At 70.5% G+C, this 23,078-nt stretch carries 24 protein-coding genes; 11 read left to right on the top strand and 13 right to left on the bottom strand.

Features of this window, described 5'->3' with window-relative positions:
- Positions 1-75 precede the first annotated feature (75 nt).
- Complete coding sequence (locus G406_RS54520; RefSeq protein ID WP_028935808.1) at positions 76-984, top strand: helix-turn-helix domain-containing protein; 909 nt, start codon at positions 76-78, stop codon at positions 982-984.
- Between the two features lie 26 nt (positions 985-1,010).
- Here G406_RS54520 and G406_RS0124560 read toward each other — a convergent pair whose 3' ends face one another.
- From G406_RS0124560 to G406_RS0124550, 3 genes are all read right to left on the bottom strand, one after another.
- A complete protein-coding gene (locus G406_RS0124560; RefSeq protein ID WP_028935807.1) occupies positions 1,011-2,234 on the bottom strand; it encodes a DUF1501 domain-containing protein in 1,224 nt (407 codons plus the stop codon).
- Complete coding sequence (locus G406_RS0124555) at positions 2,234-3,544, bottom strand: DUF1800 domain-containing protein (RefSeq protein WP_245607249.1); 1,311 nt, start codon at positions 3,542-3,544, stop codon at positions 2,234-2,236. The genes G406_RS0124560 and G406_RS0124555 overlap by 1 nt, the downstream gene beginning before the upstream one ends.
- A gap of 399 nt (positions 3,545-3,943) precedes the next feature.
- Positions 3,944-4,342, bottom strand: coding sequence for a DUF5997 family protein (locus tag G406_RS0124550; RefSeq protein ID WP_028935805.1), 399 nt, complete (start codon positions 4,340-4,342; stop codon positions 3,944-3,946).
- Between the two features lie 44 nt (positions 4,343-4,386).
- Between G406_RS0124550 and G406_RS0124545 the strand changes: the two genes are divergently transcribed.
- Entirely contained in the window at positions 4,387-5,094 is a 708-nt protein-coding gene (locus tag G406_RS0124545; RefSeq protein WP_028935804.1) for a LysR family substrate-binding domain-containing protein, read from the top strand.
- Positions 5,095-5,120: 26 nt separating this feature from the next.
- Here G406_RS0124545 and G406_RS0124540 read toward each other — a convergent pair whose 3' ends face one another.
- Together G406_RS0124540 and G406_RS0124535 are read right to left on the bottom strand one after the other, a co-directional pair.
- Positions 5,121-5,939: a dienelactone hydrolase family protein gene (locus G406_RS0124540; RefSeq protein WP_245607209.1), complete on the bottom strand. Its 819-nt coding sequence runs from the start codon at positions 5,937-5,939 to the stop codon at positions 5,121-5,123.
- A 198-nt stretch (positions 5,940-6,137) separates the two neighbouring features.
- The gene (locus tag G406_RS0124535) at positions 6,138-6,713 is read right to left on the bottom strand and encodes a TetR/AcrR family transcriptional regulator (protein WP_028935802.1); all 576 of its coding nucleotides are present in this window, start codon (positions 6,711-6,713) and stop codon (positions 6,138-6,140) included.
- A gap of 84 nt (positions 6,714-6,797) precedes the next feature.
- On the opposite strand from G406_RS0124535, the gene G406_RS0124530 reads away from it, so the two are divergent.
- Positions 6,798-7,682, top strand: coding sequence for an SDR family oxidoreductase (locus G406_RS0124530; RefSeq protein WP_028935801.1), 885 nt, complete (start codon positions 6,798-6,800; stop codon positions 7,680-7,682).
- 397 nt (positions 7,683-8,079) lie between these two features.
- Here G406_RS0124530 and G406_RS49585 read toward each other — a convergent pair whose 3' ends face one another.
- From G406_RS49585 to G406_RS0124510, 3 genes are all read right to left on the bottom strand, one after another.
- Positions 8,080-8,691 (bottom strand): TetR/AcrR family transcriptional regulator, encoded by a 612-nt coding sequence (locus tag G406_RS49585; RefSeq protein WP_156935137.1) that lies wholly within the window; start codon positions 8,689-8,691, stop codon positions 8,080-8,082.
- A gap of 111 nt (positions 8,692-8,802) precedes the next feature.
- Positions 8,803-9,648 carry an SDR family NAD(P)-dependent oxidoreductase gene (locus G406_RS0124515; RefSeq protein ID WP_028935800.1) on the bottom strand — a complete coding sequence of 282 codons (846 nt, stop codon included), beginning with the start codon at positions 9,646-9,648 and terminating at the stop codon, positions 8,803-8,805.
- Between the two features lie 30 nt (positions 9,649-9,678).
- Positions 9,679-10,257, bottom strand: coding sequence for a Clp protease/crotonase-like domain-containing protein (locus G406_RS0124510; protein WP_028935799.1), 579 nt, complete (start codon positions 10,255-10,257; stop codon positions 9,679-9,681).
- A gap of 146 nt (positions 10,258-10,403) precedes the next feature.
- On the opposite strand from G406_RS0124510, the gene G406_RS57300 reads away from it, so the two are divergent.
- Positions 10,404-10,553 (top strand): hypothetical protein, encoded by a 150-nt coding sequence (locus tag G406_RS57300; RefSeq protein WP_156935136.1) that lies wholly within the window; start codon positions 10,404-10,406, stop codon positions 10,551-10,553.
- Complete coding sequence (locus G406_RS0124500) at positions 10,550-10,804, top strand: SDR family oxidoreductase (protein WP_028935798.1); 255 nt, start codon at positions 10,550-10,552, stop codon at positions 10,802-10,804. Before G406_RS57300 ends, G406_RS0124500 begins: the two co-directional genes overlap by 4 nt.
- A gap of 90 nt (positions 10,805-10,894) precedes the next feature.
- Here G406_RS0124500 and G406_RS49575 read toward each other — a convergent pair whose 3' ends face one another.
- Positions 10,895-11,608 carry a TetR/AcrR family transcriptional regulator gene (locus tag G406_RS49575; protein WP_084216362.1) on the bottom strand — a complete coding sequence of 238 codons (714 nt, stop codon included), beginning with the start codon at positions 11,606-11,608 and terminating at the stop codon, positions 10,895-10,897.
- A 144-nt stretch (positions 11,609-11,752) separates the two neighbouring features.
- On the opposite strand from G406_RS49575, the gene G406_RS0124490 reads away from it, so the two are divergent.
- Together G406_RS0124490 and G406_RS54515 are read left to right on the top strand one after the other, a co-directional pair.
- Positions 11,753-13,342 carry a DHA2 family efflux MFS transporter permease subunit gene (locus tag G406_RS0124490; RefSeq protein WP_051342618.1) on the top strand — a complete coding sequence of 530 codons (1,590 nt, stop codon included), beginning with the start codon at positions 11,753-11,755 and terminating at the stop codon, positions 13,340-13,342.
- 1 nt (position 13,343) lies between these two features.
- Entirely contained in the window at positions 13,344-14,171 is an 828-nt protein-coding gene (locus tag G406_RS54515; protein WP_051342617.1) for an HlyD family secretion protein, read from the top strand.
- 58 nt (positions 14,172-14,229) lie between these two features.
- Here G406_RS54515 and G406_RS49565 read toward each other — a convergent pair whose 3' ends face one another.
- Positions 14,230-14,460 carry a hypothetical protein gene (locus G406_RS49565; RefSeq protein WP_037078323.1) on the bottom strand — a complete coding sequence of 77 codons (231 nt, stop codon included), beginning with the start codon at positions 14,458-14,460 and terminating at the stop codon, positions 14,230-14,232.
- Between the two features lie 238 nt (positions 14,461-14,698).
- On the opposite strand from G406_RS49565, the gene G406_RS0124475 reads away from it, so the two are divergent.
- A complete protein-coding gene (locus G406_RS0124475) occupies positions 14,699-16,111 on the top strand; it encodes an amidase (RefSeq protein ID WP_028935796.1) in 1,413 nt (470 codons plus the stop codon).
- 138 nt (positions 16,112-16,249) lie between these two features.
- On the opposite strand, the gene G406_RS0124470 is transcribed toward G406_RS0124475, so the two are convergent.
- From G406_RS0124470 to G406_RS0124460, 3 genes are read right to left on the bottom strand one after another with little or no spacing between them, the layout of a single operon-like run.
- A complete protein-coding gene (locus tag G406_RS0124470) occupies positions 16,250-17,425 on the bottom strand; it encodes an amidohydrolase (protein WP_028935795.1) in 1,176 nt (391 codons plus the stop codon).
- Positions 17,422-18,714 carry an MFS transporter gene (locus G406_RS0124465; RefSeq protein WP_051342616.1) on the bottom strand — a complete coding sequence of 431 codons (1,293 nt, stop codon included), beginning with the start codon at positions 18,712-18,714 and terminating at the stop codon, positions 17,422-17,424. Before G406_RS0124465 ends, G406_RS0124470 begins: the two co-directional genes overlap by 4 nt.
- 11 nt (positions 18,715-18,725) lie before the next feature.
- Positions 18,726-19,922 carry a dipeptidase gene (locus G406_RS0124460; RefSeq protein WP_028935793.1) on the bottom strand — a complete coding sequence of 399 codons (1,197 nt, stop codon included), beginning with the start codon at positions 19,920-19,922 and terminating at the stop codon, positions 18,726-18,728.
- A gap of 117 nt (positions 19,923-20,039) precedes the next feature.
- Between G406_RS0124460 and G406_RS0124455 the strand changes: the two genes are divergently transcribed.
- The 3 genes from G406_RS0124455 to G406_RS0124445 are packed head-to-tail and all read left to right on the top strand — an operon-like array spanning position 20,040 to position 23,070.
- Positions 20,040-21,167 (top strand): CapA family protein, encoded by a 1,128-nt coding sequence (locus G406_RS0124455; protein WP_028935792.1) that lies wholly within the window; start codon positions 20,040-20,042, stop codon positions 21,165-21,167.
- Between the two features lie 43 nt (positions 21,168-21,210).
- Positions 21,211-22,005, top strand: a complete 795-nt coding sequence (locus tag G406_RS0124450; RefSeq protein WP_028935791.1) for an alpha/beta fold hydrolase — start codon at positions 21,211-21,213, stop codon at positions 22,003-22,005.
- Entirely contained in the window at positions 22,006-23,070 is a 1,065-nt protein-coding gene (locus tag G406_RS0124445; protein WP_028935790.1) for an oxidoreductase, read from the top strand. It abuts the gene before it with no gap.
- The last annotated feature ends 8 nt before the right edge of the window (positions 23,071-23,078 follow it).

Here is a 23,078-nt window from a genome sequence, read left to right as displayed (position 1 = left end):
GCGCATCGGTTCGCACGGCTCACCCCGCCGGGAGGCGGTACCGACCCGCTCCCACCCGGGCCTAGAGTTTCCGGGATGGAGACGCTGCGAGCGACGAACTCCGTCGACTGGGGTCGTATCTGCAGCGACACCTTCGTCCCGCTGGAGGCCGCGACCGGCGCGTCCTTCGAGGGGCGGATCGAGCACGTGAAACTGTCCTCGCTCGGCGTGTCCCGGGTCGTCTGTGACCCGTGCCGGGTCGCCCGCAGCGACCGTGCCATACGCGGCGCGCCGAGCGACGACGTTCTGGTCAACATCGTGGAGGCGGGGACCTGCACGATGTCGACCGGTGATGGGCAGGCCGTGCTGCCAGCGGGCGTGGCAGCCCTCTGCGACGCCGATCGGCCCTACACCCTCGGTTTCGCCGCGCCTGGCACGGTGATGACGCTTCAGGTCCCTCGGTCGGTGCTGCCCCGCCGCTCTCCTCGACGGATCGGGGCCCTCGCCAGCACCGTGGCCTCGACCACGAGTTCCGCCACGGTCCTGCGTCACTTCCTGCACGGAGTGCTGGAAGCCGGTGCGACCGGCATCGGCGACGTCGACGAGCTCGCCTCGACCACGGTCGGCCTGCTCTCGCTCGTCATGACCGACGCCGATCGGCAGCTCCATCCGCCGGGAGAGCCGCTCGCCCCCTCCGCCCATTTCCTGTTGATCCGCGACTTCGTCGATCGGCACTGCACCGACTCCGGGCTCACCGTCGAGCAGATCGCCCGGCGGCACCGGGTGTCTCGCCGCTATCTGGAAAACCTCTTCGCCCGGCACGGCGGTTCTCCCTCCGCCTACCTTCGCGCGGCGCGCCTCGAGCGCGCAAGGGCCCTGCTCGAGGCTGACGGTCGGCTACCTCTGGTCGAGGTCGCCCTGCGGTCGGGCTTCAGTGATGTGACGACCTTCGGCCGAGCATTCCGGCGCGCCCACGGCACCACGCCCGGCGCGTGGCGGCGGTGAGGTACCGGGGCACGGATCATGCCTGGTCAGGTGAGCAGGCCGGACAGGCGGTCGGGGGTGGGGCCGAGGACCGGAGTCGGGTCGCTGCCCAGGACCTTAGTCAGCAGCGCCGCGTAGATGTCCCGGAAGTCGACCGTGGGTTTCAGGTCGCCGTCGTCGAGGTCGGTCAGGCTGGGTTGCTCGCCGTGGAACCCGGGCACCACACCGGAGCCGACCAGGAATACCGGCGCCGCGGTGCCGTGGTCGGTGCCCTGGCTGGCGTTCGCGCGCACCCGGCGGCCGAACTCCGAGTAGACCAGCACCACCGCCTGCCGTCCCCGCGCCGTCCCGTTGAGCCGGCGCACGAACGGGGTGAGTGCGGCGTCCAGCTCGGTGAGCAGCCGCTGCTGGGTCGCGCGTTCGTCGGCATGGGTGTCGAAACCGCCGAGCGACACCGAGTACACCCTGGTCGGGACGCCGCTCTCGATCAGCCCGGCCACGGTGTCCAGCTGGGCGTCCAGCTCTGGTCTGCCCTTGTCGTGCGCTCCGGCCTTCCCCACGTTGTTCCCGCCCAGCACCCGGGACGCGGTGTGCAGGTCGCTCAGCGACCGTGCCGCGCGGGCCTGCCACTCCGGCTCGCCGGGCTGCGCCGCACCGAGCGCCTGGAACGCGGCGCCGAGCCGGCCGCCGGGTAGCGCCAGCCCGCCGACCGGCAATGACGCGGCCGCCGTGCGTTCGCCGGCGAGCAGCGGCGGCAGCACCGGCTCGACCGACAGTGCACGCAGCGGGTCAGGGCTACCGCCCGAGCCACTGGTGTCCAGCCAGCGGCCGAGCCAGCCGGTCGAGACCGAGGTGGACGGGGACGCGGTCTGCCAGATCGCCATGGACCGGAAGTGGCTGTGGTCCGGTTTCGGGTAGCTGACACCTCGCACCACGGCAAGCGACCGGTCGTCCCACAGCGACTTCAGGCCGGTCAGCCCTGGGTTGAGCCCGAGCCCCTCCCCCAGGTCGAGCACCTCGGAGGGCTGGTAGGCGAGCTCCGGGCGACCGGCCAGGTAGGCCGGGTCCGCGGTCGGGACCAGGGTGTTCAGCCCGTCGTTGCCGCCGTACAGGGTGACCACGACGAGCACTCCGGCCTTCGGGTCGAGCGGGTCGTGCTGGGCGCGGTACAGCAGGTCGGACCAGTCGACCTGGGTGACGCCGGACGCCAACGCGGCGGCCGCGGTCACCCCGGACCAGGCGAGGAACCGGCGGCGGGTCACGGCTTCCATCAGGCACTCACCACGTATTCGGGGGCACAGGACGCGACCGCGGTCAGGGTCGCGGGGTCGTCCGCGACGCCGGCCAGCGCGGCTTGGGTCCGGGGCGACCAGGCATCGACGCCGAGCAGCTCGCGCACGGCATCGGGTCGGGCACGAGTGCTGGCCGAGGTGACCGCGCCGAACGAGCCGTTCCGGGTGACGGTCTGGGCCAGGTGCAGCCGGGCCAGCCCGGCGGAGGTCGTCAGCCATCCCCCGCCGGCCGACCAACCCCCGACGCTCGGCGGCGCGAACGGGACCTGACCCATCGCACGCAGCCCGCTGAGCACCTGTTCCGCCTGCGCGGCCGGCAGCTGTCCCGGACGCACGCCGACCGCGCGCGACAGCCCCACCAGCCACTCCACCGGCTGCTTGACCAACCCGTTCGCCGGGTCGCGGAACGCCGGATCACCGAACATCGCACGCAGCAGACCGCGAACGTCACGCCCGGGTCCGTACCCGGCGATCATCCGGTCCAGCACGTCCTGGCTCGGTGGGGTGGGCGACACCAGCCGGAACCACAGACGCCCGGCCACGAACGGCGCCGACTCCGGCCGGGACAGCACCAGCTGGACGAAATCTGGTGCGTCGAAGTCGCCGCTGCTGCCCAGGATGCGCTTCTCGCCGGTGTCGTGGCGGCGCACGACGAACCGGGCGTCGGCCAGCGCGGGCCGGACGGTCCACCCGGTGAGTGCCCGCGCCGACTCGCGCACGTCATCCTCGGTGTAGTGCCCGACGCCCAGGGTGAACAGCTCCATGAACTCCCGCGCCAGGTTCTCGTTGGCCGCACCCACCCGGTTCTTGCCACCGTCGAGCCAGCGCAGCATGGCCTGATCGACGATCATCGCCTCGGCGAGGTCGTGGAAGCCGCCGAGGCCGAGCCGACGCTGGGTCTCGTTCTGGTCGAGCATCTCCTTCGGGCTGCGCACCTTCTGCGCACCCGTGGCGAAGTGACCGTGCCAGAACCAGGTCATCCGCTCGGTGGTCGGGACGCGCACCGAGGACATCCGGTCCAGCCACCACAGCACCAGCCGGTTCTGCTGGGCACGCAGCTGCCGGCCGGCCTGCTTCTTCGCCGCGGGGTCGGCCGGGCCGTTATTCTTCGGCTTCGGCGGCAGCGGCTCCAACGCGGGCAGCGGGGTGGTCGAGGCGCCGGGATCGGCGGCCGGGTCGAGCATGTCGTCCAGTACCTGCTCGAACCCGCGACCGTCCGCCGGTGCGGGGGCGCCGAACCCGAGCCGATCATGCAGCCGCCGGATCGCCGCGCGCTCGTCACACATCATCACGGCACCGATGGTGCGACCCGACCCGGCCAGCGAACCAGACTCCGGCCACGTTCTTCAGCAAACCCACAGGGCCAGCCCTGACCCGCCCCAGCTGTGGACAGCTCGACCAGATCCACCGGGATGACGCTGCCCTCGACGGGCAACGGTCCCCCACCCGACGCGGAACCAGCTCGATGTACCGCTCGCCGAGCGTCGCCTAGTTGGTCACCGTCGCCGTCACGTCGGTGGGAACGGACACGCGGTTGTCGATCGGCAGTCCGGCCACCGGCCCGCAGCGCGCCGGCAGAGAGCAGAGGCGGACCCGCGCGTGCTGTTCACCGCCACGAGCGCCGTGCCGAGGCAGAAGTCGGGGCCTGGTTCGGCGGGCGCCCACTCAGCGACCGCCGCGGCACCCGCTCATTCCCCGACCGGGTCGTCGCGCTTCTCGGACCGCTGGGCCCGCAGTCGGGCCTCCTCGCGCTGGGTTTCCTCCCGGGTCTGGCGTTCGCGGCGCAGCCACTCCGGCTGTTCCTCCTTCAGCGCCGCGATCTGGGCCGTGGTCAGCGGCTCAGTGATCTCGGCGCGGGCCAGCCCGGAGATCGACACGCCCAGACGATCCGCGACGACCTGGCGGGGATGCGGGCCGTTGCGCCGCAGATCACGCAGCCACTCGGGTGGTTCGGCCTGCAGTGCGTTGAGTTCGTCGCGCGAGACCACCCCCGCCCTGAACTCCTCGGGCGTCGCGTCGAGGTGCACGCCGAGCTTCTTCGCCGCCGTCGCGGGCTTCATCGTCTGGATCGACCTCTGCCGCGTCATACGCCCAGCGTATCCGGCCCCGGACCAGCCGATAGCCTAGGCCGGTGACCGAGCCGAACGACGCCGCAGCCTTCCGGCTCGGCTACGTCCCGGGCGTCACCCCGGGCAAGTGGGCGCGGATCTGGGCCGAGCGCCGTCCCCGCGTCCCTCTGGAGCTGGTCACGGCGACCACGGACGAGGCGGTGGAGCTGATCCGGAGCGGCGCCGTGGATGCCGCCGTGGTCCGGCTGCCGATCGACCGGACCGGGCTCCACACGATTCCGCTCTACACCGAGACCACCGTGGCCGTCGTCCCGAAAGGACACATCGTCACCGCGACCGAGGAGGTCACGGTCGCGGATCTGGCCGACGAGATCGTGCTCCGCCCGCACGACGACACGCTCGCGTGGCCCGGTGATCGACCGGGGCGGGCAGCGGCGTACGTCCCAGTGACGACGGCCGAGGGGATCGAGCTCGTCGCGGCGGGCGTCGGCCTGCTGGTCGTCCCGCAGTCGCTGGCCCGTCTCCACCACCGCCGGGACCTCACCTACCGGCCGATCGCCGATGCGCCGAGGTCGGGCGTCGGTCTGGCCTGGCCGGACGCGGAGAACAGCGAGCTGATGGAGGAGTTCATCGGGATCGTGCGTGGGCGCACGGTCAACAGCTCACGCACCCCTCGTCGGGACCAGGCCCCGGCATCGAGCACACCCGCCCCCACGAAGAAGCGCGTCGCCCGGCGCCCTCCGGCCCGGCGCGGTGCGCACCGCCGCTGAGTCGACCGACCTGACCAGCCTCGATGTCAGCCATCGCACGCGAGCCGGCGGCTGAAGAACTCGAGGATCTCGTCGCGCGCGTGGAGCGTCGGCTGCCCCTCCTCGTCGATCAGGTGCACGGTGACGACATTGTGGGGTGTTCGCACCACTTCCCGGAAGAACTCCGGCACATCCGGATTGGCGGCGCTGTCGGGCAGGACGCGTCCGATGAAGCGATCACCGAGCGCCTCCTGGTAGGCGGCGAACCGCTGCGGCTTACAGAAGCGATCGCCTTCGAAGCGATAGGCCATCACCGTGAGGTCTTCCTTGTCGAGGCGTTGTTTGACGACCTGCAGTTCCTCCTGAGCAATGTGCAGTCCCGCGTCGTCATCCAATGGAAGCGCGGGCCCGGAAAGAACGGGAGCCAGCATCGAAGGTTCGAGCATCATGCTCAGAGCGAAATTCCCGGAGAAACACATGCCGATCGCCCCGACGCCGGGTCCACCGCACTCTTCGTGGGCAAGGCGCGCCAGCGCGCGAAGCCATCGAGTCACCGGCGCCGACCCGCCCGCGCCGAACGCACGAAACTCCGCACTCACACAGACGCGCTTGAAGACGGCCTGGCCGACCTCAAGATCCACCGGCTCTCCGTCACGTCCGTAGAGCGAGGGCAGGTAGACGGTGAATCCCGCCTCTCTCACCCAGCGAGCGAAGCGCGCGACATGGGGGCTGATGCCTGGCACCTCGGGGATCACGATGACCCCCGGACCGGTACCCGACACGTGCACCATCTTGGTGGCCTCACCCAGCGTGATCTTGCGCGGCGCGAAATCTTCGAGCGGATCGTATTCGTCGAGCTTTCCCATTCCCATGAATTGGCCCCCTCTCGTCGTATTCGGAATTTGCCACCGCACAGGCGACCAGCGCCACGTTTGCGACACTAATCGATGATCCCGATTAAACTCACACATATCCGGCCAAGAAGACCACGCATCACGCCACCTTGCGCGCCCCGCGCTCTGCCGGACCGCACCGTGAAAAACCAGCCGTCACACCGGCCGAGCTCAGTCGAGCGCGGCGCTGGCGGCGTGCAGCTCGTCGAGCGCGGCCAGCGCATGCACGGCCAGCTCCTCACCGTCGCAGTCACCTTCGGACCACGTCGCGTAGCCACGCTTGAAGGCGAGCACGCCGAGCTCGCCGGCGAGCTGCGCCACCGGGTCGGGCACTCCGCGCGCGAGCAGCGCGTCCCGGATCGCGGAGGCCAGGCCGACGCTCTTGAGCGCGTCTCGTTCCTGCAGCTCGGTGCTCGCGGCGACGGCGGCCTTCAGCCGGGGGCCGAGCTCGCGGTTGTGCGGCCCCATCAACGTCGACGCGCGCTGGAGCCCGGCCGCCACGGCCGCGAGCGGGGTGGCGCCCGCCGGTGCCTCGGCGATGCCCTCGGTGAGCAGCCGGCACAGCGTCTGCTGGCCGGCGACGAGCAACTCACGCTTGTCCGGAAAGTGGCGGAAGAAGGTGCTCTTGGTGACGCCCGCGCGCTCGGCGATCTGCGCGACGGTGGTCGCGTCGTAGCCCTGCTCGGTGAACAGGTCGACGGCGGCGACGACGAGCCGGTCGCGCGCGCCTGGTTCCCACCGTGGCATGCACCCATCGTAGACGATGGGACCTTTGTCCCGTCGTGGTGCTACGGTGACAGGACAAGAGTCCCGTCGCTATCTGGAGTTCTCATGCGTGTTTTCGTGACCGGCGGCACCGGCCTGATCGGCTCGGCCGTCGTAGCCGAGCTGCTCACCCACGGCCACACCGTCCTCGCGCTCACCCGGTCGGACGCGTCGGCGCGCACGCTCGACACGGCGGGTGCCGACACCGTCCGGGGCTCGCTCTCCGACCTCGACGTGCTGCGACAGGGCGCGAGAGAGACCGACGGCGTCATTCACCTCGCGTTCAGTCACGACTTCAGCACCGTCGAGACGATCGAACGGGCGACGAGGGAGGAGGTCGCGGCGCTGGCGACACTCGGCGACGTCCTGCTCGGCACCAACAAGCCGATCGTGGTCGCCTCGGGCACCCCGCACACCGGTGGCCGCCCCTCGACCGAGGCCGACCCGACACCTGTCATCGCCGGGCCACTCGCCGGTCGTGGACAGGCCGTGAACGACCTGTTCGCCCTGACCACACGAGGCGTCCGCGCCTCGGCGGTGCGGTTACCGCGCACCGTCCACAACGAGGGGCAAGGCGGCTTCGCGGGCCAGCTGACCGACATCGCCCGGCGCACCGGTGTCGCTGCCTACCCTGGCGACGGTGCGCAGCGCTGGCCGGCCGGGCACGCGCTCGATGCGGCTGTGCTGTTCCGGCTCGCCCTCGAGTCAGCCCCGGCCGGGACGGCGTGGCACGCGGTCGACGACGAGGGCGACGCGGTGCGGGACATCGTCGCCGTCATCGGGCGCCGGCTGAACCTGCCCGTCGAGTCGCGTCCGGAGGCTCATTTCGGCCCTCTCGGGCCGGTGTTCGCCTTGGATCAGCCATCCTCAAGCACCCATACCCGCGAGGCACTCGGCTGGACGCCCACCCATCCGAGGCTGCTCGCGGATCTCGAGAATCTTCAGCCCTAGACAGGACGACGACGTGCACGATCCTCTCGTGCCGAGCCGGCCCGGCTGGTGGGGACCGGCGGTCTCCACCAGCCAGGCGTTCCGCCGCGCTGTCGCCGAGGGCGGCGGGCTTCGCCGGGAGCGATCTCGTCACTACTACCCAGCCGAGCCGGCTGATAACCGTAAGTGATCGGCTAGCGGTGAGTCACACCGCGACGCCCGGCGTGACGGGCGCAGATGTCGAGCGTCCCGGCCGGCCGCGGCATGCACGCCGGCGTCGTGGACAGCACGGCGACGAGCCCGTGCGCCGCGGCCGGTGCGAACCTGGGCCATGCCGTCCGCTGAGCACCGTGCGATCAGCACCCGGCGGCGACCATGACAGGCGTCGCGCGGTGACCTGCTTCGCCACGTCGGCGGTTCAGGAGCTGCCCGAGGGGTGTGCGATCCCGGCCCAGACCATCTCGACCACATCCGAGGCCCACTCCGGGTCGAAGTGGTCTCCCACGGTGTACTTCGCATAGAACGCGCCGACCAGCAGATGGGTGGCGACGTCGAGATCGGTGTCGGCGCGCACGGAGCCATCCGCGACGCCCTGCTGCAGGATCTGGCGGATGCGCCGGCGACGGGGCCTGGCGATGCGCGTGCGCCAGGCCTCCAGCAGCTCCGGATGGCGGTCCTCTTCCGCCAGCAGCGTGCCGACCATGGCCATGTTGTTCCAGTGCAGGTAGGTCTCGCGGACGTCCCGGAGCTCGGCGACGAGCGCGACCTTCGCCACCGGGTCCGGTGTCGGCCAGGTGCGGTGGGTGTGCGCGATGGCCGCCGCCGCGAGATCGGCCTTACTGGGCCAGCGCCGGTAGAGCGTCGGTTTGGAGACGCCGGCGGCGGCCGCGACCTTGTCCATCGACATGCCCTGGAAGCCGTCGGTGTTCAGCAGCTCCAGCGTCGCGGCGAAGACACGTTCGTCGACCTCGGTCGAGCGGGGCCGGCCGCGGCGCCGCGGCACGTCATCCGGCTCGACCGGTGCAGACACGTGCTCCTCCCTCACCGCCGGGCCGGATGTCTCCGGCGACGTCGCCGTGCTGACCCTATCGACCGGGCCGCTGCCCGGCGCAGGGCCGGGCAACGGCTCGGCGGCACAGGGTCAGCTCGCCGGAGTCTGCTCGAACGCGGTGCTCTCCGCGACCGGGCGCCATTCGTCGAGCTCCGCCCTGATCGCGTCGAGCCGTTGGGACACCCGCGCGACGCAGTCGGCACCGAGCTGCAGCCGGACCGGCTGATGGTCGGCGGCGGCGACATCGGCGATGACCTCGGCGAGCTTCACCGGGTCACCCTGCTGGCGGTGGTTGTTCGTCACCGCGTACTCACGGGTGCTGCCGGCGGTCTGGCGGTACTGCTCGATCTCCGCGGCCACGGTGTGCAGCGAGCTGTCGTCGAGGAAGTCGGTGCGGAACACGCCCGGCTCGACGATCGTGACCTGCACCCCGAGCGGAGCGAGCTCCTGACGCATCGCCTCGGACAGCCCCTCCACGGCGTACTTCGTGCCGCCGTACACACCCCAGCCCTGACCGACGGCGATACCGCCGACCGAGCTGAGGTTGAACACCCGGCCGGAGCCCTGCCGGCGCATCACCGGCAGGACCGCCCTGGTGACCGCGAGCAGGCCGAACACGTTCGTGTCGAACACCGCGCGCACCTCGGCGTCACTGGCTTCCTCGACCGCGCCGAGCAGGCCCCGGCCGGCGTTGTTGACCAGGACGTCGATCCGCCCGAAGCGGTGCAGCGCCAGGTCGACGGCGGCCTGCGCCTGTGCTTCCACTGTGACGTCGAGCGCGGCGACCGCGAGCGAGTCGCCCGCGTCGGGGAACGTCTCGGTGACCGTCTCCGGCCGCCGCGCGGTGGCGACGACCTGATCTCCTCGGGACAGCGCCTCGCGCACGATGTGCTCCCCGAATCCTTTTGATGCTCCGGTCACGAACCACACTGACATGTCGTCTCCTCCTCGTTCAGCGGACCACCATTACGACACTATTAGGTAACTAAATATGCCCGAGTATGGCGCAGCTCTCAGCGACCACGGAAGACCGGCGGCCGCCTCTCGACGAAGGCGGCCGCGGCTTCCCTTGCGTCCTGGGTGACCCGGACCCCGACATGGCGGCGCGCCTCGCGGTCGAGGTAGTGCACCAGGACGGGCTCGTCGAACTCCCGTCAGGTTGGCCTTGATCGCGCACAGCGGCAGCGGAGCGGAGGTGGCGAGCCGAGCGCTGACCTCGTCGACCCGCGAGTCGAACATGAGCGCACGCGGTCCACCGAGTTCACGGGACAGACCGGTGTTCAGGTATGCCGTGGCGAACACCGCCGAGCTGCAGGCGATACGCAGGTCACACCAGGTGGCGATGGCCAGCCAGGCCCCGGTGATGCAGACGACCCGTAGCCGCTCGCCCCGAGCCAGGTCGGCGAGCGCGGCCAGCAGGTCGTCGAACATCGCGTCGTCGAGGGCGTTGAGCCGGTCCGGCCGATCGAGGGTGAGCACAGCGTCGACGCTCGAACGCCGGAGCCGCACGTGCCCGGGGGACAGGACGCACTCCCCCTGCTCCATCGGAGCCTCTTTCGTTCGATTATTTATCTACACGGTATCGTAATCCTTAGCGCGGCTCGGTGTCACGAGGAGGTCTTCGACGATCCGCAGGTCAAGCACCGGGGTCTAGTGGTGGAGCGGGACGGCTATCGGGTGTCGGAATCCCGGTGAAGATGGGCGGACCCCGGACGCCGGGCGCCGTACGGAGCGTTCCCGGGCCGATCGACAGGGACACCGTCGACGTCCTGCGCGAGCACGGTTACGACCCCGACGGCATCGCCCGACTGATCGACGACGGCGTGGTGATCGCGTCATGAGCGACCTCGAGTACGTGGTCGCCGACGGCGTCGCGCTAGCCCGCGGCGCGATCGACACCCCGATGTTCCCCGAGTTCCTCGGTCCGGGCACCGACGAGACCACCCGCGCGGCGCTCTACGACGATGTCATCCCGCTGGGCCGGATCGCCGACCCGGAGGAGATCGCGAACGCGGCACTGTTCCTGGCCTCGACAGATGCGTCCTTCGTGACCGGCCACGTACTCACCGTCGATGGCGGTCGGGCCGTCTGAACGCCGGTGCCCGCCGTCCGTGACACGGCCGCCGAAGCCGGTCGGCGCCTCGCCGGTCCGGCTCCCCGGGCACACAGCCCGATCGCCGGATCACGCCCGGTCTGTGTCGACGTCGGGCGCGCCCCGCTGCGCTCCGGCCGTGTTGCGAGGTGAGCCGAGACCGCGCAGCAGGGGCAGCATGACGTTGTCGACGAGTTCGACCAGCACCTGTTCCGAGGCCGGGGCGCCGCGCAGCAGGAAATGCAGGAACGACAGCTCGTTGCCGACCGAGGCGATTCGCGGGGTGAGCGCGGTGGCCGGGATCTCACCGCGCACCACGGCCCGGCGCAGGACCTCCATCGTGGCCGGGATCAGCGGGTCGGCTATCGGCTCACGCAGACGTTCGGCCAGCTCGGGATACCGCACGACCTCGGTGATCAGGCCGCGGGCGGCCGCGCCGGTGGGCCCGGCAAGATCCTCGGCGCCGGTACGCAGCACGGCGAGCAGCTCGGTCCGCAGGCAACCCACGTCGGGCGGCGGGGCATGGACCGGACAGGTGCGGCTCATGGTGGTGGCCACCAGCTCCGCCTTGTCCGGCCATCGGCGGTAGAGCGTGGCTTTGCTGGCGCCGGCTCGCGCCGCCACCCGATCCATGGTCAGAGCGGCGTAGCCGTGCTCGCGGAGCTCGTCCAGGCAGGCCTGGAAGATGACCTCGTTCAGCAGCTCCCCTCGACGGCGGACCGCTCTGCCTCCGTCGGCGCAGCCCCAGCTGACTCCGGACTCGGCGCGGGAGCTCGTGCAGTGCGCGTCATCTGTGCTGGGCATGACGACATAGTACTAGTGGCCAGCGTCTCATTAACGAAACCGGTGGTTTCTTATTGCGAACTCGTGGGATCGAAAGCACGATGGAGGAATGAGCGGCACGCGCAGGTCGGCAAGCTCCCCCGGCCGTGGTCCGAGGTGGCATCGATGACCGCCGCCCCCACGGACGAGTCCGTGAGCCGGACGGCCGCACCCAGTCCCGCGCCGCCGTCCCCTCGGCCGCCGGGACCAGCGGCCGCCGCCTGGGGTCTGCCACTCGCGGTGCTGATCCTGGGCATGTTCATGGCGGTCCTGGACATCACCATCGTCAACATCGCCATCACGAACATCCGCAAGGACTTCGGGGCAACGATCGAGGACGCCCAGTGGATCTCCACCGCCTACGGCCTGACCGAGGGCGCGGTGGTCCCGATCAGCGCCTGGGTGGGCAACCGGGTGGGGCAGAAGCGGCTGTACGTGTGGTCGATGGCCCTGTTCACCTTCTTCTCCCTGCTGTGCGGCTTCTCCACCTCGCTCGGCGAGATGATCGTGTTCCGGGTTCTCCAGGCCATCCCCGGCGGGATGATCCCGGTCACCTGCATCGTGCTGGTCTACCGGATGGTGCCGCCGGCCAAGATCGGCGCGGCGATGGGCCTCTACGGTCTCGGCGTGTCGCTGGCCCCCGGCGTCGGACCAGCTCTGGGCGGCTACTTCGTGGAGTACATGAGCTGGCCCTACATCTACTGGGTCAACGTGCCGATCGGAGTGCTGGCCGTGCTGGCCGCCCTGTACGTGCTGCCCACCGACCACGGTAAGCGAGGCGCACCGCTGGACAAGGCCGGCTTCTTCACCATCGTGGTCGGGCTGTTCGCCCTGCTGCTGGCCCTGGAGAAAGGCAGCACCTGGGGCTGGGGCAGCTACAGCGTCCTGGGACTGTTCGCGCTGGGCACCAACATGATCATCATCTGGGTGGTGATCGAGCTGCAGGTGGAACATCCTTTGCTCAACCTGCGCGCGCTCGGCAACATCGCCTTCGTCAAGTCCCTGATCCTGATCGGGGTGCTGTTCTGCGGCATGTTCGCGATGTTGTTCAACGTGCCGCAGTTCCTCCAGGCGGTGCAAGGCAAGACCCCTTGGCAGACCGGGCTGATCACCCTGCCCTACGCCCTCGTGATCATGGTGCTGATGCCGATCGCCGGGCGGATCTACGACGCCATCGGCTCACGCTGGCCTGCCGCGATCGGGATGTTCCTGACCGGGGCCGGGCTGTTCATGCTCGCGCAGATGCGGCCCGACACCACGGTGGAGCATCTGATCATCGCCCAGTGCGTGGTGGGTCTCGGCCTGGGACTCGGCATGATGCCGATCATGACCGGGGGCCTCGCGGCCCTGCCACCGTCGATGGGTGACGACGGCGGCGCGTTGAACACCCTGTTCCAACGCATCAGCCAGGCGTTCAGCATCGCCGTGATCACCGCACTGATCAACGCCAAACACGCCCAGTTCTACGCCGACCGGGCAGCCCTCATGCCCAGCCGAGGAGCCAACGGCGACCAGGCCCTCTCGCAGATGGCGCAGGAGGGACCGAGGGGCCTGCTGGGTGTGTGGCAACAGCTCAACAACGAGGCGCAGACCCTGTCCTTCGCCAACGGGTTCCTGGTCGCTGCTGTCCTGGTCCTGGCGGCTTCGCTACTGGCCCTGACCCTGCCAACCGGCCGGCCGGTAGCCCCGGACGGCCAGAAACCGGCGGCGCACTGAGATGACCAGTTCCACGACAACACCGACCTCGCCCTCCCCGGCACCGCCCGAGGAGGCCTCACCCGTCGACGCCTCGCCCCAGGACGGTCCCGTCGACCGGACATCGCCGACGTCCTCCCGCCGCCCCTGGACCCGGACGACGAAGATCGGAGTAGCGGCCGTCGTGGTGCTCGCCCTGCTGGAAGTAGCGACCCTGGGCACCCGGTACCTGACGACCGACCGGCTGTGGGTGATCGCGGACAACGCACAGGTCGACGGCGACGCCGTGCAGATCAACGCACCCGGCACCGGCGTGGTCATGGACTGGGGCCTGGACATGGGCACCCCGATACGTCCCCACGAACAGGTCGGCCGGATCGAGGTCCAGGGCAGTGGAGCCCAGCCCAAGAAACCGATCCGCTCCCCCGGCGCGGGCACGGTGGCCCAGACCATGGTCACCGAGGGAACATATGTCACCGAGGGAACTCTGCTGGCCGTTGCCTACGAGCCCACCAGCATCTATGTCACCGCTCGGGTGCCGGAAGAGGAGATCTCCGGGGTGAGACTCGGTGCCTCGGTCGACATCGTGGTCGACTCCGCACCGGACGTGCCGGTGACCGGGACGGTGGCGGTCATCGGTGCGGCCTCCGCCGGGGCGTCGGAGCTGGAGAACGACTCGGGCACAGACCCGCTCAGCCACGAGCAGCCGATCTACCCGGGCCCCGACACCGACCCGCAGAACCCGCAACGGGTCGACCAGTACATCCCCGTCAAGATCCTCTTCACACACACCGGTGACGCCCGGGTCACCCCCGGACAGAACGTCACCGTCCACATCCACCGGAGCTGACCCCACACGGCTCCCGTGGTCACCCCGACCTCGCGCTGCTCGGTCGGACTGTTCGGAGTCAGCGCCGGTAGATGTCCGACCTGTCGTCGTTGTGCCGTCGGCTGTACCCGCTGTCCCCGCTGCTGCCGCCGCCGAGCAGGTTGCCCATGAAGGTGGTCATCGAACTGCCGGCGTCGTTCAGGTTGGACATCATGTGGTTCATGGATCCGCTCGCACTGGTCGGCGCGGAAATGATCCAGAACAGCACGAAGACGACCGCGACGATCCCGAGCAGCTTCTTGAGGTTCACGCGCGAACTCACCGTCCATGTCACAGCATCAGCTTGAGACTCATTAGTCTCACTGACCCCATTTGCCCCGTGGGGAACATATTTACCACGGTCCGGGCATCAACGAGCGAGCTGCAGCCGATCGTGCGACGGCTCCTGGAACGCCTCACCTCGAAATCTCTCGATTCGTACCATTATGCAGCATGGTTGTGCCGCTATGATGCACACACTGTCGTGCACCGAGAGTGAGGAGACGACCATGACGTCCGCACCCGCCGTCGTCCGCTATGACCCCGCGACGTTCGAAGGCCTGCGCTTCCACACCGCGGCCGAGGCCTTCCGCGACGGCACGGACTCCCCGCGCGAGTACCTGGAGCGATGTCTCGCGACCATCGCGGAACGCGAACCGGTCGTGCGGGCCTGGGTCGTGCGCAACGAGGAAGGTGCACGGCAGCAGGCGGACGCCAGCACAGCGCGCTGGCGCCGGGGTCGGCCGCTGTCCCCGATCGACGGCCTGCCGATCGGCATCAAGGACCTGCTGGAGACGCGGGACATGCCCACCCAGATGGGCTGCAAGGCCTTCGCGGGAAACTTCCCGAGGCGGGACAACGCCGCGGTGTGGGCACTGCGGCAGGCCGGGGCCATCGTGCTCGGGAAGACGGTGACCACGGAGCTGGGCGGGCCCGAGCCCAGCCCGACGACGAATCCCTTCGACCCACGTCGCACACCGGGCGGTTCCTCCTCCGGGTCGGGCGCCGCCGTCGGGGCACGCATGGTTCCGGCGGCGATCGCCACGCAGACCGGCGGCTCTCTCATGCGACCGGCGAGCTTCAACGGCGTGTGGGGCCTCAAACCGACGCAGGGCGCGATCAACCGCGGTGAGCGGCAGACCGCGAGCATGACCTCCCACGGCGTGCACGCCGGGTCACCGGAGGACATGTGGCTGGTGGCGATCGCGATCGCCTCGCGTGCCGGGGGCGACCCCGGCCGGCCCGCGCTGCAGGGTCCGGCCGCTCCGCCGCCCGCGCGCATGCCGGGCACCGTCGCGGTCGTCGAGACCGAGGCCTGGGACAGGCTGGACCCGCTGAGCCGACGGGCGTTCGAGCAGATCGTCGACCAGGTCGAAGCCTCTGGGGTGAGGGTACTGCGCCGCGGTGGCGACGCCGTCGTGGAACGGTTCGAGCACGCCCTCGTCGGTGTCACCGACCTGGGCAGCGGGATCCTGGCGTGGGAGCACTCGTGGGCGTTCCGGGACATCGCGGCGGACCACCCCGACGGGTTCAGCGCGCGGGCCACGCGGTTCTTCTTCGACACCGCGGACCGGCTCGGCGCTGCGGGCTACGAGGAGTCACTCCGCACCCGCGCTGCCGTGACCGCCACCTACGCGCTCCTCGGGCCGAGGGTGGACGCCGTCCTGTTGCCGACCTCCAGCGGACCGGCGCCGGTCTGGGCCGGCGACGTGCCCGGCGAGCCGCCGGCCCGCTGGCCCACCGGGGACCCCGGGTTCAACTTCCCGAGCTCGCTGCTGGGCGCTCCCTCGGTGAACGTCCCTCTCATGGGGGTGGACGGCCTCCCGTTCGGCCTGCAGGTCATGGGCCAGCCAGGGACCGACGCTCACACCGTCGCTATCGCGCGGTGGATGGGCGAGTCCCTCACCCCGGTCATCGTCTGAGACCGCTGGAGCCGACTCGTGCCCTTCTCGTCCCACACCGCGCACCATGTGCTCACACCGCGCTATGTGCACATAGCGCGGTGTGGACTTACGGTGCGCGGTGTGGCTCACATACCGGATGCTCTGCGAGGTCGCCGGTCAGCTCGCCGGAGCCCACACGAACGGGCCGGGACCGATGAGGCGGCCGCGCAGGGTCTCGTCCCGCGCGGCGTCGGCGATCGTCCAGGCCAGCGCGAGGCCGCCGTCGTGGATCGCCCGCGCGCCCTCGGGCCCGGAGGCGGCGCGCGCGAACGCGGCGGTGTGGTTGCCGTCCTCGGGCGGTGAGTCGAAGGACAGCACCGGATGGATCGCCGGCAGATGGACCGACACCTCGGCCATGTCCGTCGATCCCAGCGAACGGTCGGCGTAGTCGGGGAAGGTCCGGCCCAACGCCTCGGCGTTCGACTGGAACAACCCGGCCAGGTCGTGGTCGTGCCGGAAGCCGTTGGCGGATGCGACCTCGGTGACCTCCATCGACACCCCCGAGGCGAGTGCACCCGCCTCGAAGCAGCGGCGCACCCGGGGCCACAGCAGGTCGACGTCCGCGAGCCCGTCCGCCCGGACCATGCACTCGACCGTCGCGGCGCCCGCGATGACGTTGACGGCCGTGCCCGCCTCCTTGACCCAGGTGTGCACCCGGTCCGCGTCCCGTTTCTGCTGGCGCAGCAACCCGATCGCCACCTGGGCGACGGTCACCGCGTCCGCGGCGTTGAGCGCTTCGAACGGGCGCGACGCGTGCGCGGTGCGTCCTCGGTAGGCGATCGACCAGTGCCGGACCGCGCGGATGTGCGGCGTGGCCATGTCCTTCAGCGTCGGGTGCATCATCATCGCGGCGTGCAGACCGTCGAAAGCGCCTTCGCGCAGCATGATCGCCTTGCCGGTCAGCACCTCTTCCGCCGGCGTGCCGAGGAGCCGGACCGTGAGACCCAGCTCGTCCGCGACCGGGGCCAGCGCGAGCGCCGCCGCGACCGACGCACCGGTGATGACGTTGTGTGCGCAGCCGTGCCCGATCCCCGGCAGCGCGTCCAGCTCGGCGCACAGCCCGATCGCCAGCGGCCCGGTGCCGACCGTCGCGGAGAACGCGGTGTCGAGACCCGCGATGCCCCGCTCGACGTCGAACCCACCGTGCGCGGTGAGCAGCTCGACGACGGCGGCGGCCGTCCGGTGCTCCTCGAACGCGATCTCCGGGTCCGCCCCGATCCGCCGCGACAGATCGACGACCGCGGGTTCGTGCCGGGCGAACTCGGCGGCGATCCGTTCCTTCACCGAGGTCATGACGCCTCCCGTACGTCGGCAACCAGCGGATCAGGGGTGCCCACCGGTTCCTCCCGCGTCTCCGGCAGCGCGACGAGCACGACGACCAGCGCGATCACCGCCAGCGCCGAGATGTAGACGCCGGGAGCCAGGCGACCGAACCAGGAGGTGAGCAACGCGCCGAGGATCGGGGCCGTGCCGCCGAACACCGCGTACGCCACGTTGTAGGCGAGTGCCGTGCTGGTCGCCCGGATGTGCGGCGGCACGATCTCGACCGCGACGATCGTCGCCGACATCCCGACGACCGCGGCGGGCAGCACCAGGAGAATCTCCGCGCCGAGCGTGGTGAGCAGCGTCCCGCCACCCGCCAGCAAGTAGGCCGGGACCGAACCCACCGTCGCGAGCAGCACCCCGGCCACCAGCACCGGCCTGCGGCCGTACCGGTCGACGAGCACACCGGTCAGCACGCACGCCGCGGCGCAGACCAGCAGCGCCACGACCCCGGCGATCAGGACGGTGTCCTCCGCGACGGCACCGGTCGTGGCCAGGTACGTGGGAAAGTAGCCGAGCAGGTTGTGCACGACGACGGCGAGCAGCGCGAAGATCGTGAACAACAGCAGGAACAGCCGCCAGTCGCGGAAGGACTCCCGCACCGGCCGCACCGCGATCGCACCGGACTCCTCGAGGGCGCGGAACGTCGCCGTCTCCTCCAGGCGCAGCCGCATGTAGAGACCGACCAGCGCCATGACGCCGCCGAGCAGGAACGCGAGCCGCCAGGTCCAGTCGGCGTACGCCTCCGGCGAGGCCAGCCGCAGGGCCAGCAGCGCGAGGGCCGCGAACGCCGAACCGACGAAGGTCGCGCTGTTCACGACGCTGACCCAGAGCCCGCGTCGCCGCACCGGTGCCTGCTCCATGACGTAGGAGGCGGCACTCGTGTACTCCGCCCCCATCGAGATGCCCTGCGCCAGCCGGCAACACAACAGCAGCAACGGCGCGAGAGCGCCGGCCGAGCCGTAGGTCGGCAGCACGGCGATCGCCGCGGTCGACACCGCCATGATCAGGACCACCGCGGACAGCGCGGCGCGTCGGCCGAGGCGGTCGCCCACGGGCCCGAACACCGCGGCGCCGAGCGGGCGCACCACGAACGCGAGGCCGTACACCGCCAGCGTCGACACCATGGCCGACGTGGGGTCGCCGCTCGGGAAGAAGTGGCGCGCGATGACCGTCGCGGACGCCCCGTAGATCACGAAGTCGTACGACTCCACCGCATGGCCGATCATCGCGGCACCGAGGACCTTGTTCGTCGTCACGACGGATCCCCTCACCAGATCTTCTCGAGCACGCGCAGTACGTTCCCGCCGGTCACCGCGGCGATCTCCGCGTCGGGGTAGCCGTGTTTCACCAGCCAGCGGGTGATGTTGCGGAAGCACTCCCCCGGGTTCTCCAGCCCGGCGACGGCCTCGACCGGCTCGAACTCGGGGCCGGACCGGATGGTGTCCGCGACACCCCATTTCGCGCTCATCACGTGGTGCAGGTCGAGGTGGTCACCGAAGAAGGTGTCCGGCCCGAACGCGACGTGCTCGATCCCGACCAGGTCCACGCAGTACCGGAAATGGTCCATCACCGACTCGATGCTGTGGCTGCGGTGCCGGGTGCTCACGGTCGTGTAAGGGGCAGCCTCGATCCCGATGACACCGCCGGACTCCGCGCAGGCCCGGATGACCTCGTCGGGTTTCATCCGGGGGATGTCCCAGACCCCTCGTGCCCCGGCGTGCGTGATGAGCACCGGTCGCTCGCTCGCCTCGACCACCTCGAGCGCCGTCCGGTCACCCGAGTGCGACACGTCGATGGCCATGCCCAGCTGGTTCATGCGCCGGACGGCGCGGCGGCCGAGCGCGGTCAGGCCTCCGTCGCTGTGTTCCCGCAGCCCGCTGCCGAGTGCGTTGGCGTCGCTGTAGGCGATGCCGATCTGCCGCACCCCCAGCCCGTAGAGCACGTCGAGCCGGTCGACCTCGTTCTCGATCAGTGCCGCGCCCTCCAGCCCGGCGACGACGGCGAGCCTTCCGTCGGCGTGGGCGCGCCGGATGTCGGCGACCGACTCGGCGCGCACCACGTAGTCCTGGTGGGCGAAGTCGCAGAACCGCATCCCGAGGTCGGTGATGACGTCGTCCCACTTCCAACCGCTGCGCGACTCGCAGGCTCCCCACCCGAGGTTGTCGAACACCGCGTCGAGCCCCGAGCGGCTCAGCCCCTCGTAGCCGTAGGCGAGACGTGCCTCCCGATTCCAGTCGAGCAGCTCGGTGCGTGCGTGCCGGGGCAGTCGCACCGGATGGTCGTGCAGCGACACCACGACGTTGTCGGCCAGCAGGCGTTCGGCACGTTCGATCTCACCCTTGGTCAGCCCGAGGTCGTGCGGGGGCAGCCGACCGATGTCCGCCGAGGGTTCGAACTCGGTGTAGTCGGTCCCGGCGTCCAGGTACGAGAAGGACCGGTATCCGCTGTAGCGACTGGGTGACATCGCGGGCTCGCCTCCGAAACCTTTGTTCTTCATAGTGGCACGCTCATGCTGTTTTACGGCACAATTGGAACCAAGTGCTCCGCCCCTGTCAACCGCCCTGCCCTACGGAGAAGCCCAGTGAAGATCGTTCTCATCGGTGACACCGTCCTGGCCCGCGAGCCCGTTGCGCCGCTCGCACTGGCGGGGGATCTCGTCATCGCGAACCTCGAGGCGCCGCTCGTGGACGTCGACCGACCGGCCGAGAAGGAGATGACGATCCGGCTGCCCACCTCGGCCGCCGGTCCACTGCGCGCCCTGGGTGTCGACGTCGTCTCGCTGGCCACGAACCACGCGCTCGACCACGGCACCGAAGGCCTGCTCAGCACGATGCACGCCCTCGACGGCGTCGGGATCCGGCACGCCGGAGGTGGTCGCACGCTCGCCGAGGCAGATGCCGGGGTCATCGTCACCACCGCGTCCGGCGAGCGTGTCGCCGTCCTCAGCTTCTGCTCGACCCTGCCGCCGGGCGCCAACGCCACGGCGACCCGGCCCGGCATCGCCCCGCTGCGGATCGACCAGAGCTTCGCGGTGGACGGCATCCTGGCACAGGAACAGCCGGGCACACCGCCGTTCGTGCGCAGCACCGCGCGGGAGCCCGACGTGCTGCGGGTCGAGGAGCGCGTGCGCGCCGCGCGGTCGGCGGCGGACCGGGTCGTGGTGTGCCTGCACTGGGGCGTGCCGTTCGCCTACCTGCCACCGAACCAGGGCCCGCTGGCCCAGTACCAGCAGGCTCTCGGCAGACGTCTGGTCGACGCCGGAGCCGACATCGTGGCCGGGACCCATCCGCACTGCCTGCACCCGGTCGAGCGGTGGAACGACGGCCTGATCCTCTACTCCCTCGGCAACTTCCTGTTCCACACCGATGGGCTGCGAGCACCGGAGACCTACTTCGGCCTGCCGTACCTGGCTTCGCGCCTCTTCGAGGGGACACCGTGGTTCGACAGCGCCGTGTTCGAGGTCGAGCTGCCCGCGACGGGCCCGCCGAAGCCGAGGGTCGTGCCGATCACGCTCGACGCGGCAGGTGAGCCCCACCCCGCCGACCCGGACTCGACCGACCGGATCAGGACACAGGTCGAGAACGCCTCCCGCGAGCTCGATCCCGCGGTCCGGATCGGCGCCGACGGAGCCATCCACTTCGACGGCACCTGCCCGGTTGCCACGTCCGTCTCGTCGCCGACCCGCACAGCACTCCCTGATGTACCGTGATGCGGTACGGCGTGCACGATTGCAGCACAGAAAGGTGTCTGTCATGACCAACGTCGAGGTATCCACCCGCACCGTGCGGCGCGCCGACGGGACGTCGATCCGCTACACGGCGAGCGGCCCGGCGACCGGACCGACCTGGGTCCACATCCACGGCCTGGGATGCCGCCGAACCGACTTCACCGAGGTCACCGCGTTCCTGCCGGCCGATCACCGGGTGATCGCCGTGGACCTCGCCGGGCACGGCGACTCCACGTCCGATCGCACCACCTGGAGCATGCGGGAGTTCGCCGAGGACGTCGCCGCGGTCACCGACGTCGAGTCGGTCGAGCGCTGCGTCGTCGTCGGGCACTCGCTCGGTGGAGTCGTTGCGGTCGAGCTGGCACGCCTGCGGCCCGACCTGGTGTCGCAGGTGATCGGGCTCGACGCCTTCCACTACCTCACCCTCTACCCGGCGATCGAGGAGACCGCGGCCCGGGCGCTGGTACAGACCTTCGAGGCCGACTTCGCCGCCGGCATGCGGGGCCTGGTGAACGCGGGCTCGGTCCCCGACACCGACCCCGCGTTCACCGAGGAGACGTTCCGGAAGATGACGGGCATCGCACCCTCGGTGGGCACGTCCACCCTGGCCGAGATGCTCCGCTGGAACATGGACGAGGCCCTGCTCGACATCGGGACGCCCGTGTCGACGCTCGCGGTCCGCGCGCTCCTCGATCCGGAGGCGGTGCAGCGGTACGGCGACCAGATCACCTTCGTCGTGCACGACCTCGGCAGCCACCACTTCCACGTCGAACAGCCGGAAGCGACCGCGAAGCTCCTTCTGGCGGAGAGGATCGACTAGATGTCGGACATGGCATGGAGCCCGCTGCGCCTGCGGGACATCACGCTTCCCAACCGGGTGTGGCTGTCCCCGATGTGCCAGTACTCCGCCGACCCCGAGGGCGCCCCGACCGACTGGCACGTCGCCCACTACGGGTCGCGCGCCGCTGGAGGCGTCGGCATGGTGATGGTCGAGTGCACCGGCGTCGCACCTGACATGCGCACCACGACCCGTGACCTGGGGATCTACACACCAGAGCAGGTGGCGGGGCATCGGCGCCTCGCCTCGGCGATCGCCTCGATCGGCTCGGTGCCCGCGATCCAGCTCGGGGTCGCCGGGCGCAAGACCTCGCACGGAGTGCCGTGGGGCAACGCCGGGTCCCGACAGACGGTGCCGCCCGGCGAGGGCGGGTGGCAGCCGTTGGCGCCGTCGGCCCTGCCCTTCGCCGGCCTCGCCGTCCCGGCCGAGATGACGACGCGGGACGGATCGCGAATCCTGGAGGACATGGTGCTGGCCGCCCGCAACGCGGACCGCGCCGGATACCAGGTCCTGGAGCTGCACGGTGCGAACGGCTACCTGTTCCACGAGTTCCTCTCACCGCTGGCCAACCAGCGAAGCGACGAGTGGGGCGGGAGCCTGGACCGGCGGATGCGGTTCCCGCTGGAGATGGTGCGCGCCCTGCGCACCGGGTGGCCGGAGGACAAGCCGCTCCTGGTGCGGCTCCCGGCCGAGGACCTGCTCACCGACGGGCTCACCACCGACGACATGATCACCGTCGCGGCCCGGCTGGGAGCCGAGGGTGTCGACATGCTCGACCTGTCGTCCGGCGCGCTGGTCCCGGAGGCGCGGCGACTCACCGAGCCACTGCACAACGCCCACTACGGTCCGGCCTTCCGCGCCGCCGGGCTCCCCGTCGCGGCGTCGGGGGCGGTCTCGGAGCCGCACCATCTCGACGAGGCGGTGCCGAACCTGGTGGACGCGGTCCTGGTGGGCAGAGCGATGCTGCGCGACCCGTACTGGCCGTTGCGCGCGAGGGGCGCCGACCCCTTCGAGTCCTGGCCGAAGCAGTACCACCGGGCCTTCTGACCCCGACG

It is taken from the genome of Actinospineispora spinosispora DSM 44797, assembly GCF_000429025.1.
GTDB lineage: Bacteria > Actinomycetota > Actinomycetes > Mycobacteriales > Pseudonocardiaceae > Pseudonocardia > Pseudonocardia spinosispora.
Note: the sequence above shows the minus strand (reverse complement) of the source record. Positions and strands in the feature narration are given on the sequence as shown.

Coding starts and splice junctions, on each gene's coding strand:
- G406_RS0124560 (WP_028935807.1), bottom strand. CDS start 2,234: ATGGAAGCCGTGACCCGCCGCCGGTTCCTCGCCTGGTCCGGGGTGACC.
- G406_RS0124515 (WP_028935800.1), bottom strand. CDS start 9,648: ATGTCAGTGTGGTTCGTGACCGGAGCATCAAAAGGATTCGGGGAGCAC.
- G406_RS49575 (WP_084216362.1), bottom strand. CDS start 11,608: ATGCCCAGCACAGATGACGCGCACTGCACGAGCTCCCGCGCCGAGTCC.
- G406_RS54520 (WP_028935808.1), top strand. CDS start 76: ATGGAGACGCTGCGAGCGACGAACTCCGTCGACTGGGGTCGTATCTGC.
- G406_RS0124450 (WP_028935791.1), top strand. CDS start 21,211: ATGACCAACGTCGAGGTATCCACCCGCACCGTGCGGCGCGCCGACGGG.
- G406_RS0124470 (WP_028935795.1), bottom strand. CDS start 17,425: ATGACCTCGGTGAAGGAACGGATCGCCGCCGAGTTCGCCCGGCACGAA.
- G406_RS0124510 (WP_028935799.1), bottom strand. CDS start 10,257: ATGGAGCAGGGGGAGTGCGTCCTGTCCCCCGGGCACGTGCGGCTCCGG.
- G406_RS0124535 (WP_028935802.1), bottom strand. CDS start 6,713: ATGCCACGGTGGGAACCAGGCGCGCGCGACCGGCTCGTCGTCGCCGCC.
- G406_RS0124530 (WP_028935801.1), top strand. CDS start 6,798: ATGCGTGTTTTCGTGACCGGCGGCACCGGCCTGATCGGCTCGGCCGTC.
- G406_RS0124500 (WP_028935798.1), top strand. CDS start 10,550: ATGAGCGACCTCGAGTACGTGGTCGCCGACGGCGTCGCGCTAGCCCGC.
- G406_RS0124475 (WP_028935796.1), top strand. CDS start 14,699: ATGACGTCCGCACCCGCCGTCGTCCGCTATGACCCCGCGACGTTCGAA.
- G406_RS0124540 (WP_245607209.1), bottom strand. CDS start 5,939: ATGGGAAAGCTCGACGAATACGATCCGCTCGAAGATTTCGCGCCGCGC.
- G406_RS0124445 (WP_028935790.1), top strand. CDS start 22,006: ATGTCGGACATGGCATGGAGCCCGCTGCGCCTGCGGGACATCACGCTT.
- G406_RS0124490 (WP_051342618.1), top strand. CDS start 11,753: ATGACCGCCGCCCCCACGGACGAGTCCGTGAGCCGGACGGCCGCACCC.
- G406_RS0124555 (WP_245607249.1), bottom strand. CDS start 3,544: ATGATGTGTGACGAGCGCGCGGCGATCCGGCGGCTGCATGATCGGCTC.
- G406_RS54515 (WP_051342617.1), top strand. CDS start 13,344: ATGACCAGTTCCACGACAACACCGACCTCGCCCTCCCCGGCACCGCCC.
- G406_RS0124460 (WP_028935793.1), bottom strand. CDS start 19,922: ATGTCACCCAGTCGCTACAGCGGATACCGGTCCTTCTCGTACCTGGAC.
- G406_RS0124550 (WP_028935805.1), bottom strand. CDS start 4,342: ATGACGCGGCAGAGGTCGATCCAGACGATGAAGCCCGCGACGGCGGCG.